The sequence below is a fragment of the Phenylobacterium sp. genome (genome assembly GCF_030681155.1).
Lineage (GTDB): Bacteria > Pseudomonadota > Alphaproteobacteria > Caulobacterales > Caulobacteraceae > Phenylobacterium.
Window position 1 is genome coordinate 55,898 of the sequence record NZ_JAUXXE010000017.1, and the last position, 11,238, is coordinate 67,135.

Below are 11,238 nucleotides of genomic sequence, written 5' to 3' on the forward strand. Positions count from 1 at the left end.
TCGGGAAACAGTCTTCGGCCGCAGCGGGTCCGACAGTTGTCATCCCCAACAGCGCGCCCAACACAACGTATTTCGAAAAAGCCATTGCTCTTTCCCAAGCACTACGAAAGTGACCGGTGGAATACATATACAAATACGTTCATCCGGGGCGGGCACACCAAAGAGTGGTGGAGTAGCCGCCAGGAAGACGAGATTTATACGGACGCCGCCCGAGTTAGGATGTCATTTAAAGCAACATCGGCGCCAGGAGAACCGCTGGGCCGGACACAATCTGTAAACAATTGTATTGGTAGGCGAAATATTCGCCGCTACGGCGAATTCTCCCGCTAGAATGTATCGAAATGCCCACGATCGGCGGACACCTGCAGCCGGAGCGGGTTTCGCGATTCTCCCGAACCCTAAGCTGTGTAGCAAAATGATCCGCGCGAGGATCCAAGTGCTATTCGGCGGCTTGACCCGCTCGTTCGTGGCGCTTTTGGGAGGCGTACCTAGCGCCAGTCGAGCCTCCGAAGTCCATCACGCACATTGTCGCGTAGTCCCTGTGGGGACCGCAGCTGACGCCGACGACCTCGAAGCCGTTGTGGAAAATGTTGCGGCGGTGTCCGCGGCTCGGCACGCCGCTGTCGATGATGAGTTCACGCACCGTATCGGCGGCGGTCGGCGGGCCATAGGCGATGTTCTCGGCCAGAATGGCGCTGGGTTCCGCGCCATGACGCCGAAGCCGCTCATAGAAACGTTCGCCGTCAGGGCTGTTGTGGCCCACGTGGCCGGCCGCGCCCTGGCTCTCGACATGCTCAAGCGCCGCTGTGGCCAGAATGTCGTCAGGTTCGAGGGGCGGCAAAGGGGTTTGGCGCAACAGCGCATCGACGGCTTCAGCCAAGGCTTCAGGATCGCTCGGCTGCCCACCGGCTTGCAGGGCGCGCCCCCAGTCGGTGACCGGCTGCAACATCAACCGACGCGCATATTCCTGCGGATGGGCACGCGCGAAATTGATCTCGGCGAGGATCGCATCCTCCATCGGGCCAGCGACGGCCGCCGCAGGCGCGGACAGGCTGAGCGCGAGACCGGCCAACAGGCCCAAATATGCTGGAAACCGAAACTGCAACTCGCCCGCCTGTCAGATGATTTGACAGACGCATCGTGCGACTTGTGCGTATAAGCGAACTTAAGTTTATTGGTTGATGGATACAGTTAAATTACGAATAATTTTCCATCAAAATCGAATATATATCAGAATAGAATTCAACATACTTCTCTATTTGCTGTTCCAAATCACGACAGAGATCTATTTTATCATTAATTTCACCCTACAGCCAAATCTCGCCAAGCATCGAGCGCTGCGGTCGGGCTTGAGGTCACGCACTTTTCGCTTCCCCGACGACCGCTTCGGTGATCTTTCCTGACCGACATGCCCCTTACCGCTCCGCAAACGATGATTGCCCGAATAGTCGCTGGTCTTGCCTGCCTGCTCCTGGTCGCCGGATGCAGTCGCCAGGAAGACAAGGCCTTCGAAAAGCAGATGCGCGAGTATCTCCTGGCCCACCCGGAGGTGATCCAAGAAGCGGCCATCAAGCTGAGGCAAAAACAGGCTGCGGCGTCCGCGAGCGTGTTGAAGAATGCACAGGCTCGCCTGGAGCGCGACCCACGGGATTTTGTCGCCAACCCGAACGGCGCGATCACCGTCGTCCAATTCTACGACTACCGCTGCACCTATTGTCAGGCCATCGCACCAGAGGTGTTGAAACTGATCGCCAACACCCCTGATGTCCGCGTGGTCTTCAAGGAACACCCGGTGTTCGGCAGCGTCTCCGACTCCGCGGCCAAGGTGGCGTTAACGCCTCAGGGCCAGAGCAAGGGGCTGGAACTCTATCGCGGGCTGATGAGCCAGAAGAAGCTCACCGAGCCACGGCTCGATACCGTGATCAGCAGCCTCGGTCTCAATCCCCAGGCGGTGCGGGCTGCGGCGGGCGATCCGGCCATCGCCAAGCACATCCAGGACACCCGCGCCCTGGCCCAAGAGATCAACATCACCGGGACGCCGACCTTCCTGGTCGCCGGTCAGGTTATCCAGGGCGCCGACATGGACAAGCTCGACCAGGCGATCAAGCGCGCTCGGAGCGCATCCTATGAAGCGCTCGCGAGCACGCCCGCCCACCGCTAGTCGGTCACCTTAGTCAGCAGCTGCAGCGCGGCGGCGGCGAAGGCCCGCATGTTCTCCAGGCGGTCGCTCTGCCCAGTCTCGATGGTCATCGCGAAATCCACCGGCCCGGCGATCGCCACGCAGGTGTGCCCGGCCGCGTCGCCGTACCCGTTGCCGGTCGGCCCCGCCGCGCCAGTTTCCGATAGGCCCCAGGTCGCGCCGAACCGCTCCCGCGCTGTCCGCGCCAGCAGCAGGGCGTAGGGCTCGCTGGCCGAGCGCACCCCGTTCAGCGCCTCGCGCGGAATGTCCATCAACAGCACCCGCGCCTTGGGCGTGTAGATCACCCCGCCGCCGAGGTAGTAGGCCGAGGCCCCCGGCACACCGAGCAACGCCGCCGAAATCAACCCGCCTGATGAGCTCTCGGCGACCGCAACGGTCTCCTTGCGATCCTTCAACCGCTGTCCCAACACCTCGGCCTGCGCCATCAGGGCCTGCATTTCACTACTCCATCGTCCACAACATCTCGGGCGACCTTGCGGTGCGGACCGTGCGGTGTCCATGCGCTCTCACGTTAGGCGGTAGGTCCGCCTTGCGACATCGCGGAACAGCAACGCCTTCTCGCCCGCCGACGCGCCGGCCGCCAAGCGCTTCAAGGCGTTCCAGAGGGTGCGGTAGTCGCAGGAGACCTGGTCCACCGGGAAGTTGCTCTCGAACATGCAGCGCTCAGGTCCGAACAGTTCGATGCAGGTCTCGATATAGGGGCGCCACGCCTGCGCCAGGTCTTCGGAACTCGCGGGGGTCTCGCGCTTATGGAAGCCGAACCCGCAGATCGCCATGCCAAGCCCGCCTAGCTTGACCACCACGTTCGGACTCTTGGCCAGTTCGGCCAGGTCGGCTTTCCAGACTGCAAAGACCTCGGCACGACGGCCTTCATAGGGACCGATCCCAAGCGGCCCCCCGACATGGTCGAGCACCAGCGCCGTCTCGGGAAAGGCGCGCGCCAGATCGGTCACCTCAGGAAGCTGGGGGTGGAACTGCCAGGCTTCGAACGACAGGCCATGGTCGGCCAGCCGCGCGTATCCCTCACGGAACGCCGCAGAACCGTAGAGTCCGTGGGGCGGATTGGTATGAGCGTTACGGACCGCCTCGCTGGCGTCCCAGGCTCCGGCGTGGCGCACGCCGCGGAACCGGTCGCCACCGGCGCGAATGTGAGCTTCCAGCACTGGCGCGACATCGGTCCCCAGGCTGAGATCGGCGAACCCGACGATCCCAGCGCAGGCTCGCATCTCGCCAAACCTGCCGCTGGCCGACATGGCCGCAACGCCGTTCACGACCTCGGTCTCACCTACCGGCGCGAGGCCCCGGGGACCGTCTGCGCGGTAGAACGAGTTGCACTCGACGAAGACCGTGCTCTCGATGCGATGGCCCGACCCGGCGTCGGCGTTCAGTTCCTCAATCATGTACCGGCTGGTCGGATAGTCCCACAGGTGGTGGTGCGGATCGCAGATCGGGAGATCTGGCTCCAGGATCGCCTCGACGTTGTGCATCCGCCCTCCTCCGGCCGCTCAGGAATCTCTTGGCGCAAGCCCCCCTGGCGGCTCATGATGCCCGCCAATTACAAAGACCGCCATTTTCCGGGAGGATATTTTCATGGACGCCCAATCTCAGTGGACCGGGCTCGACGCCGGCCGTCTGGAGCGCATTACCGACCACATCGAGCGTAACTACATCGCCTCGCAGAAGATCATGGGCTGCCAGGTCGCCGTCGCTCGGCACGGCCACCTCGCCTATCAGAAGTCCTTCGGGTCCATGGACCTGGAGCGGAACAAACCGATGGCCGACGACGCCATCTTCCGCATCTATTCGATGACCAAGCCGATCACCTCGGTCGCGCTGATGACCCTGTACGAAAAGGGCTACTTCCAGCTCAACGATCCGATCAGCCGCTACGTCCCGTCCTGGAAAAACCACCGCGTGTGGGTTTCGGGCGAGGGCGAAGAGATGGTCACCGAGGCGCCCAAGCGCCCGGTCTCGTTCCGTGACGTGCTTAGCCACACTGGCGGCTTCACCTATGGCGGCGGCCTGCCCGGCGTCGGCATCCAACACCCGGTCGACAAGATTTATCGCGAGCTGAAGATCCGCAGCTCGGGCACCGCCGACACCATGGAAGGCTTCCTCGACAAGCTCGCCCAGGTTCCCCTGCTCTACCAGCCGGGCGAGCGATGGATGTATTCGCTGTCCACAGACATCTGCGGCGCCCTGGTGGAAATCATCTCGGGCAAGCCTTTCGCCGAATATCTCCAGGACGAGATCTTCGGCCCGCTCGGCATGAACGACACCTCGTTCTTCGTCGCGCCCGACAAGATCGACCGCTTCTGCGCCAACTATCAGCGCGGCCCGGACAAGAAGCTGAAGCTGATCGACGATCCGGCCACCAGCGATTTCACCAAGGACCCGGCCTTCAAGTCGGGCGGCGGCGGCCTGACCGGCACCATCGCCGACTACATGAAGTTCTGCGAGATGCTGCGCCGTGGCGGCGAACTGGACGGTCACCGCGTCATCGGCCCGCGCACCCTGGCCATGATGCACATGAACCATCTCGCCGGCGGCAAGGACCTGACCCAGCTGGCGATCGGCTCCTTCTCGGAAACGTCGAATGAAGGCGTGGGCTTCGGTCTCGGCTTCGCCTCCACCATGGACGAGGTGTCGACAGGATCGCTCGGCGTGGGCGACTACTATTGGGGCGGAGCGGCCTCGACCATCTTCCTGGTCGATCCGAAGGAAGACCTGACCATGGCCTTCATGACCCAGCTCATGCCGTCGGGCACATTCAACTTCCGCGGTCAGCTCAAGAGCCTGATCTATTCGGCGATCGTCGACTAAGGCGCTCCTCCGGCCGGACCTGGTCTCGCGATCAGGTCCGGCGCGGAGGAACCACGTCGGCGAAGATCGGAAACGCCTTCCAATCGGGCTCGATCGCCGACTTCCCCGCCTCCGGCGCATAGACCGAAGGCGTCTCAACGACCAACGTCGGAATATAGCGCGGGCAGTTGGGGAAGATGTCGCGCGGGGTCACCTTGATCAGCAGGTGCGCGCCGGGGAACTCGGACATCAACGGATCGTCCCGCAGCACCTGCGCCGTTCCGTTGACCCGCAGACGCTGAGGCTTCTCGCCGGTGCTCATGAACAGCAGCCCGACCTGCGGATTGACCACTAGGTTGCCCAAGCTCTTGAACATGCCGTTGCCATCGTAGTCAGGGAAGACCAGCGCATCTGGCGCGGTCACCCGCACGAACCCGACCGGCCCGCCCTTGAAGGAACAGTCCGGGCGCCCCTGATCGTCGGCGGTCGCCAGGAAGAAGAAGCTCTGCGCGCCGATGAAGGCCGCATCCCGGTCGGTGAAGAGATCGTGCCGCAAGGTCTGCTCAAGGCGGTCGGCCAGCGCGCGGCTCGCGAACTCGTCCTGCAGGCCACGCTGGCCTTCATGATACATCGACATGACCGCTCCCTTTGAGCCGTGAGCTTAGCGCAGCGGTGGGTGGGAGAACTGCGTTTTTGCGGCAGCCGCCGTCCTGATCTGCATTAGGCTGGCGCCATGGACTTATTGGTCAATATCGACGTGCCGAATCTGGCCCGGGCCGAGGCGTTCTACACTCAGGCTTTGGGCCTGACCGTCAGCCGCCGGTTCGGCTCTGATGGACTGGAACTGTCGGGCCTGCCCACCAAGCTCTACCTATTGGAAAAGCCGGAAGGTTCGGTTGGCGCTGCCCAAGACCTGCGCCGCTATGGCCGGCACTGGACACCGGTCCACCTCGACATCGTGGTCGATGATCTGGAGGCCGCGCTCGAGAGGGCGCTCGGCGCAGGGGCCATCGCCGACGCCGAGCCCCGAACTCATGTCTGGGGCAAGATCGCGGTGTTGGCGGACCCCTTCGGCAACGGCTTCTGCCTGATCGAATTCCTGAATGGCGGCTACGACGAGATCGCGCCGCCGATCGATCCCTGAGGCCGCGCGGGGGGCTTTGCTCGCTTGCCTTCACCAGCGGCTTCGCCCATCGAACGGGTCACTGATCCAGCGGTTGTTAAGGTTTATGGATCACAAATTTCTTCGAGTGGAGTTCTTCACATGCCGATGCCCATCGCCGACCTCGAGGCGAACCTTCGCGAAGCGTTTCCGGATGCGCAGATCGCCATCGACGATCTGGCCGGCGACGGCGACCACTCTCGGGCTCGTATCGTCTCCACCGCCTTCAGCGGCCTTTCGCGCGTAAAGCAGCATCAACTGGTCTACGCGGCGCTCAAGGGCAAGGTCGGCGGCGAACTGCACGCCCTGGCGCTCGAAACTTCAGCTCCGGCCTAAGAGCGCCTCATGCGCTATCGACCCTTCGGCGCAACGGGTAAGGCGGTCTCCGCCATCAGCCTGTTGTTGCGCGAAGCGCCGAACATGAACTCGCCCGCCGCATGGCGCGCCCTGGCCTTCTCGGCGATGGAGAACGGCGTCAACAGCTTCGAGCTGACCGCTGGCTCCGACGTGCTGGCCATGGGCGTCGGAGAGGCCCTCTCCGCCGTCGAGCGCCGGTTGATCTTCCTCGGCTGGCGGCTGCGCGGAACGGTGGCCGGCAAGATGACCGCCCGCGATATCGCCGAAAGCGTGCGCGGCGGCCTGCAAAGAACCCGTGCCGGCTATCTGGACGTCCTGATGATGGACGAGGCCGCGGTCGAGACCCTGACGCCCGACGCCCGCACCTATCTCGCCGACCTGAAGAACAGCGGCGTCTGCCTGCAAATCGGCGTGGTCGGCGACGGCCCCGTCATCGACGACTGCATCAGCAACGACCTGTTCGACGTTCTGGTCACCCCGTTCAGCCTGGTTTCCGACTGGCAGGCGCGCCGACGCATTCGCGACGCCTCGGCCGCCAACATGACATTGCTGGCCTGCGATCCCTTTCCCACCAGCTTGCCTGGTCCCGCGCGCGCTGAAGGCGAACGCGCCCCGCGACGCGGCCTGCTGGGCATTCGCCGACCTGAGCCGCTGGCCGCCATGGGTGGGTACGGCTTCCTTCAAGACACCGCCGGGTGGACGAACGAAGACATCTGCCTCGCCTACGCCCTCACCGAGCCGGCCTTCGCCACTGTGCAGGTCGAGGCGTGGCGCGCCGACGCTGTGGAGCGTCTGGCCGCGGTCTGCGACAAGGATCTACCCACCAGCGTATCGGCCCAGATCGAGATGGCCAGGTTCGGCCAGGTCGCGGCCGAGCGCCGCGCCTGAATCGACCAGCGCTTGACCCGGAGGCGCCGGCTCCCTAGCTCTGGGCTGAATTCTTCGCCGCAAAGGCCACAGTCATGACCGACACCGCGACCACCAACCCCGTCCACGACTTCATCGCCAACGCCGTGACCGAAAATCCGGTCGTGCTGTTCATGAAGGGCGTCCCCGAAGAACCCCGCTGCGGTTTCTCCGGCGTGGTCGTGCAGATCCTCGACCACCTGGGCGCGGACTTCGTGGGCGTGGACGTCCTGCAGAACGACGCCATCCGCGAAGGCATCAAGACCTACAGCGACTGGCCGACTATCCCGCAGCTCTACGTGAAGGGCGAATTCGTCGGCGGCGCCGACATCATCCGCGAGATGTTCCAGTCGGGTGAACTGAAGACCCTGCTGGTTGAGCAAGGCCTTCTGACTGCGTGAGTCGGCTGCTCGAGCCGCCGGCCGGGCGCCAAGTCTTCAGTCGTGAGTTCACGCCGGCCGCGTCGGACATCGATGCGAACGGCCATGTGAACAATGTGGTCTATGTCCGCTGGATCCAGGACATGGCCACTTCACACTGGGACGCCCGCCAGCCGGCTGAAGAACAGTCGAAATGGGCGTGGATCGTCCTGCGCCACGAGATCGACTATCGCCGGGCCCTGATGCCCGGCGAGACGGCGACCGCCCGAACCTGGGTGGCCGAAGCCCCCGAAGGCCCGCGCTTCGACCGGTTCGTACGCATCGACGGACCGGACGGCGCCATGTGCGCCCAGGCCCGCACAGTCTGGTGCATGATCGAGCAAGCCACCGGGCGGCCCAAACGCGTCACCCCCGAGATCGTCGCCCGGTTCGTCTAACAACGCCTGGACCCCGCCCGACGATGGGTCGATCCTGTCCTCCCGCGAAGTTGCCGGCAGGAGGATCACCTTGGGCTCGACGACGCAAATCCTGCCTCTGCGCTGCGGAACGATCCGAGCGCCCGCCAACGCCCTGGAGGTGGACGGCGTGGGCGACTTGACCCTGCCGGTCTACGCCTATCTGATCACGCACCCCAGCGGGCGGACGATGCTGTTCGATGCTGGCCTCGCTCCCAGCCACCACGATCAAACCGTCTCGAAGGTATTCCGCAATGAACTGCCGGAAGGCCACGACGTGGCGGCGCGTGTGCTCGCCGCCGGCTTCGATCCGGCCAGGGTCGAGGGAATTGTCGCGTCCCATTCGCACTACGACCACATCGGCGGCATAGCGCTCGTTCCCAACGCCAGGATCTTCATCCATCAAAAGGAAGACCTGCGAGAGCTCGACACCGGCCACGACCTGGTGCGGACCGACGACAGCCTCGACCTGTTCGGCGATGGTTCGGCCGAAGTGTTCGCCACACCCGGCCACACCTGCGGCCACCAATCGGTGCGGGTCTGGCGCGAAGGCGGCGCCGACATCCTGGCCGGCGACGCCTGCTACTTCTGCCGGTCGCTCGACCGCGAGGATACCGACCAGCCCTACCCATTCGACAAGGCTCAGTACTTGGAGACAAAGCGCCGCCTGGTGCAGATGCGCGCGGACGGAAACTTCATCGTCCCGGGCCACGACGAAAGCTTCCTCGACAACATTCCCAGAGGCAGCGCCATACGGGTCAGCCCTCTGAGCCGCCTCTAGTGCGCAAGGAGACGCCCGCCGCCAACCCCGGCGCCTATGTCGCGGTCCTTGGCGGCTGGCAAGCGCGCTGCGTGGCGCAGCTCCGGGCGGCGGTGCGAGCTGGCGCGGCGTTCGACGAGACGGTCAAGTGGGGCCACCTGGTCTATTTCGCGAACGGCCCAGCGATGCTGATCCGGGCCGAGGACAAGCGCGTGCTGCTGGGCTTCTGGCGCGGCCGCCGGCTGACCGAGCTGGAACCCCGCATCGCAACGGGCGGTAGGTACGAGATGGGCCCGATCGTGCTGCGCGAGCGCGACGCCATCGAAGGCGAGACGGTCCAGCGGCTGGCGGCGGCGGCTCGCCGGCTAAACCTGGAACTCGGCGACCCGACCGCTCGCGCCTAGGCCGGCCAGGGCCCGCGCCCTAGCCGGCCCTGCGCAATCAGAATTTGTAGTCCACGCCGACCCGCAGAAGGTTGGCGCGCGTATCGGCTTCGGTCGTGAAAGCGGCGTAGCCGTTGGGCGTCACCCAGGTGTTCCTGACCGTGCCGAAGTCGGTGTAGAGCCACTCGCCGCGCACCGACCAGTTCTCGTTGAAGGCATAGGCGCCGCCGATGCCGGCGGTCCAACCGAACTTGGAATCGCTCTCGCTAAAGTTCCCCGCATTCGGCGGAAGCCGGCTGTCGGCGAAACTGGCGTCCACCGAGATCCGCGAGGCCGCCAGACCGGCGGTGCCGTAGATCATGTAAGGGCCGCTGGCGTAGCCAATGCGCGGGCGCAGGGTCCAGACCCAGTCAGTGCTGACCTCCTGCCGGACGGTGAGCGTGACCGGAGGGCTGATCAGCACCGGCGATTGATAGGTCTTGGAGCGGCTCTGTCCGATGTCCATCCAGCCGACATCGGTCTCAAGACCAAACACCCAGCTTCCAGATTGGAAATTGTATCCGGCCTGCAAGCCGCCGGTGAAGCCGGTCTCGTTATCGTCGCTCGCTAGGTCGGCGTTGATGAGGTCGCGTTCGGCCGGGGGGATGATCACGATCCCGCCGCCCGGCTCGACCCGGCTATGGAGCGAGGTGTCGCCCCAGCTCGCGCCGGCGTTGGCGCCGACATAGAAGCCCGTCCAGTCATAGTCTTGAGCCAGCGCCGAAGCCGGAGCCAGCAAGCCGGCGCAGCCAGCCGTCATAAGGATGATTTTGAGAGACATGGTACTCGCCAATTTTGGCGGGCGAGGGAGCGCCCGCAGTTGCCACGCGACCAGTCACAGACTGCCGCGGCGGAGGGGTGGTTTGCGGCCGCGCGACACGTGCTCGCTAATGACGGGCGGCGCGTTGCAATCCAGACCAACACCGCGCGGAACTTCGCATCGCAGCGACGCGCGGCCCATATCGGGTTGATACCCTAGAGCGCTCTCAGGGCCTTGGAGGAGCCGGCCTAGCTTGGCGCTACAGCCCGACCCAGGCCGTCAACGGATTGAGCAAGAAGACTGGGCGGTGCGGCTCAAGACCGAGCTCCGCCCATGTAAAGCTCATCGCTTTCTTCGCCGCGACCAAGGACCGGCATGTGTCGAGCCGCTTGCGGGCGAAGGAAAGCGTCGCGATCTCGCCGCTCCGTTCGACATAGAAGACGAAGTCGGCCTTTTCCGTACAGCCGCCGGAGGACACCTCCAGCGTCAGGGCCTCGCGCCCCGCCACCGCCGAATAGACCGCCTCCAACTCGGGATGAGCGGCCTGCGCCGTTGTCAGGACCGGGGACGGGGGGGTGGCGCAACCGGCCAGCAGCGCCAGGCCGGCCATGAGCAGCAAGCGTCGATTCATCGGCTCACTCGGCCACACAATCGCGCAAAGCAAAAGGCCCCGGATCGCTCCGGGGCCTTCGCAAAATCTCTGGTGTTCGGTGCGCCGGTTAGGACGCGTAGAATTCGATAACCAGGCTGGGCTCCATCTTCACCGGGTACGGGACCTCGGAGAATTCAGGGGCGCGGATGAACTTCGCGGTCATCGCCTTGGCGTCGACTTCGACGTAGTCCGGGGTGTCGCGTTCGCCCGATTGCAGGGCTTCGAGCACCAGGGCCATGTTCTTCGAACGCTCACGGACGGAGACGATGTCGCCGGCCTTCACGCGGTAGGAGGCGATGTTGACGCGCTTGCCGTTCACCAGCACGTGGCCGTGGTTCACGAACTGACGGGCGGCGAAGACGGTCGGCACGAACTTGGCGCG

The 11,238-nt window shown here is 64.5% G+C and carries 16 protein-coding genes; 9 read left to right on the forward strand and 7 right to left on the reverse strand.

Annotated elements, in window-relative coordinates:
* Positions 1–439: 439 nt before the first annotated feature.
* Positions 440–1,105 carry a CAP domain-containing protein gene (locus Q8M13_RS03255; protein WP_305298185.1) on the reverse strand — a complete coding sequence of 222 codons (666 nt, stop codon included), beginning with the start codon at positions 1,103–1,105 and terminating at the stop codon, positions 440–442.
* A gap of 327 nt (positions 1,106–1,432) precedes the next feature.
* Here Q8M13_RS03255 and Q8M13_RS03260 point away from each other — a divergent pair, with 327 nt between their 5' ends.
* The gene (locus Q8M13_RS03260; RefSeq protein ID WP_305298187.1) at positions 1,433–2,161 is read left to right on the forward strand and encodes a DsbA family protein; all 729 of its coding nucleotides are present in this window, start codon (positions 1,433–1,435) and stop codon (positions 2,159–2,161) included.
* On the opposite strand, the gene Q8M13_RS03265 is transcribed toward Q8M13_RS03260, so the two are convergent.
* Both Q8M13_RS03265 and Q8M13_RS03270 read right to left on the reverse strand, forming a co-directional pair.
* Complete coding sequence (locus Q8M13_RS03265; RefSeq protein WP_305298189.1) at positions 2,158–2,637, reverse strand: CinA family protein; 480 nt, start codon at positions 2,635–2,637, stop codon at positions 2,158–2,160. The genes Q8M13_RS03260 and Q8M13_RS03265 overlap by 4 nt on opposite strands.
* Positions 2,638–2,706: 69 nt before the next feature.
* Positions 2,707–3,687, reverse strand: a complete 981-nt coding sequence (locus Q8M13_RS03270; RefSeq protein WP_305298190.1) for an amidohydrolase — start codon at positions 3,685–3,687, stop codon at positions 2,707–2,709.
* Between the two features lie 103 nt (positions 3,688–3,790).
* Between Q8M13_RS03270 and Q8M13_RS03275 the strand changes: the two genes are divergently transcribed.
* The gene (locus Q8M13_RS03275; protein ID WP_305298191.1) at positions 3,791–5,023 is read left to right on the forward strand and encodes a serine hydrolase; all 1,233 of its coding nucleotides are present in this window, start codon (positions 3,791–3,793) and stop codon (positions 5,021–5,023) included.
* A gap of 31 nt (positions 5,024–5,054) precedes the next feature.
* On the opposite strand, the gene Q8M13_RS03280 is transcribed toward Q8M13_RS03275, so the two are convergent.
* Complete coding sequence (locus Q8M13_RS03280; protein WP_305298192.1) at positions 5,055–5,639, reverse strand: pyridoxamine 5'-phosphate oxidase family protein; 585 nt, start codon at positions 5,637–5,639, stop codon at positions 5,055–5,057.
* A 96-nt stretch (positions 5,640–5,735) separates the two neighbouring features.
* Here Q8M13_RS03280 and Q8M13_RS03285 point away from each other — a divergent pair, with 96 nt between their 5' ends.
* The 7 genes from Q8M13_RS03285 (at position 5,736) to Q8M13_RS03315 (ending at position 9,426) form a co-directional block, all read left to right on the forward strand.
* Complete coding sequence (locus Q8M13_RS03285; RefSeq protein ID WP_305298193.1) at positions 5,736–6,146, forward strand: VOC family protein; 411 nt, start codon at positions 5,736–5,738, stop codon at positions 6,144–6,146.
* A gap of 120 nt (positions 6,147–6,266) precedes the next feature.
* A complete protein-coding gene (locus tag Q8M13_RS03290) occupies positions 6,267–6,500 on the forward strand; it encodes a BolA family transcriptional regulator (protein ID WP_305298194.1) in 234 nt (77 codons plus the stop codon).
* Between the two features lie 9 nt (positions 6,501–6,509).
* The gene (locus Q8M13_RS03295) at positions 6,510–7,409 is read left to right on the forward strand and encodes an aldo/keto reductase (RefSeq protein ID WP_305298195.1); all 900 of its coding nucleotides are present in this window, start codon (positions 6,510–6,512) and stop codon (positions 7,407–7,409) included.
* A 74-nt stretch (positions 7,410–7,483) separates the two neighbouring features.
* Positions 7,484–7,828, forward strand: coding sequence for a Grx4 family monothiol glutaredoxin (grxD, locus tag Q8M13_RS03300; protein WP_305298196.1), 345 nt, complete (start codon positions 7,484–7,486; stop codon positions 7,826–7,828).
* The gene (locus Q8M13_RS03305) at positions 7,825–8,244 is read left to right on the forward strand and encodes a thioesterase family protein (protein ID WP_305298197.1); all 420 of its coding nucleotides are present in this window, start codon (positions 7,825–7,827) and stop codon (positions 8,242–8,244) included. Before grxD ends, Q8M13_RS03305 begins: the two co-directional genes overlap by 4 nt.
* 70 nt (positions 8,245–8,314) lie before the next feature.
* Positions 8,315–9,043: an N-acyl homoserine lactonase family protein gene (locus tag Q8M13_RS03310; protein WP_305298198.1), complete on the forward strand. Its 729-nt coding sequence runs from the start codon at positions 8,315–8,317 to the stop codon at positions 9,041–9,043.
* Complete coding sequence (locus Q8M13_RS03315; protein WP_305298199.1) at positions 9,043–9,426, forward strand: DUF1801 domain-containing protein; 384 nt, start codon at positions 9,043–9,045, stop codon at positions 9,424–9,426. The genes Q8M13_RS03310 and Q8M13_RS03315 overlap by 1 nt, the downstream gene beginning before the upstream one ends.
* Positions 9,427–9,463: 37 nt before the next feature.
* On the opposite strand, the gene Q8M13_RS03320 is transcribed toward Q8M13_RS03315, so the two are convergent.
* From Q8M13_RS03320 to rpsD, 3 genes are all read right to left on the reverse strand, one after another.
* Complete coding sequence (locus Q8M13_RS03320) at positions 9,464–10,225, reverse strand: outer membrane protein (RefSeq protein WP_305298201.1); 762 nt, start codon at positions 10,223–10,225, stop codon at positions 9,464–9,466.
* Between the two features lie 238 nt (positions 10,226–10,463).
* Complete coding sequence (locus tag Q8M13_RS03325) at positions 10,464–10,835, reverse strand: hypothetical protein (RefSeq protein WP_305298202.1); 372 nt, start codon at positions 10,833–10,835, stop codon at positions 10,464–10,466.
* Between the two features lie 88 nt (positions 10,836–10,923).
* The coding region (rpsD, locus tag Q8M13_RS03330) for a 30S ribosomal protein S4 (protein WP_305298203.1) at positions 10,924–11,238 on the reverse strand (315 nt) is incomplete at its 5' end.

Excerpts from the sequence above, each read along its gene's own strand:
- grxD (WP_305298196.1), top strand. The coding sequence starts at position 7,484 with ATGACCGACACCGCGACCACCAACCCCGTCCACGACTTCATCGCCAAC.
- Q8M13_RS03270 (WP_305298190.1), bottom strand. The coding sequence starts at position 3,687 with ATGCACAACGTCGAGGCGATCCTGGAGCCAGATCTCCCGATCTGCGAT.
- Q8M13_RS03280 (WP_305298192.1), bottom strand. The coding sequence starts at position 5,639 with ATGTCGATGTATCATGAAGGCCAGCGTGGCCTGCAGGACGAGTTCGCG.
- Q8M13_RS03265 (WP_305298189.1), bottom strand. The coding sequence starts at position 2,637 with ATGCAGGCCCTGATGGCGCAGGCCGAGGTGTTGGGACAGCGGTTGAAG.
- Q8M13_RS03320 (WP_305298201.1), bottom strand. The coding sequence starts at position 10,225 with ATGTCTCTCAAAATCATCCTTATGACGGCTGGCTGCGCCGGCTTGCTG.
- Q8M13_RS03290 (WP_305298194.1), top strand. The coding sequence starts at position 6,267 with ATGCCGATGCCCATCGCCGACCTCGAGGCGAACCTTCGCGAAGCGTTT.
- Q8M13_RS03275 (WP_305298191.1), top strand. The coding sequence starts at position 3,791 with ATGGACGCCCAATCTCAGTGGACCGGGCTCGACGCCGGCCGTCTGGAG.
- Q8M13_RS03295 (WP_305298195.1), top strand. The coding sequence starts at position 6,510 with ATGCGCTATCGACCCTTCGGCGCAACGGGTAAGGCGGTCTCCGCCATC.
- Q8M13_RS03285 (WP_305298193.1), top strand. The coding sequence starts at position 5,736 with ATGGACTTATTGGTCAATATCGACGTGCCGAATCTGGCCCGGGCCGAG.
- Q8M13_RS03325 (WP_305298202.1), bottom strand. The coding sequence starts at position 10,835 with ATGAATCGACGCTTGCTGCTCATGGCCGGCCTGGCGCTGCTGGCCGGT.
- Q8M13_RS03260 (WP_305298187.1), top strand. The coding sequence starts at position 1,433 with ATGATTGCCCGAATAGTCGCTGGTCTTGCCTGCCTGCTCCTGGTCGCC.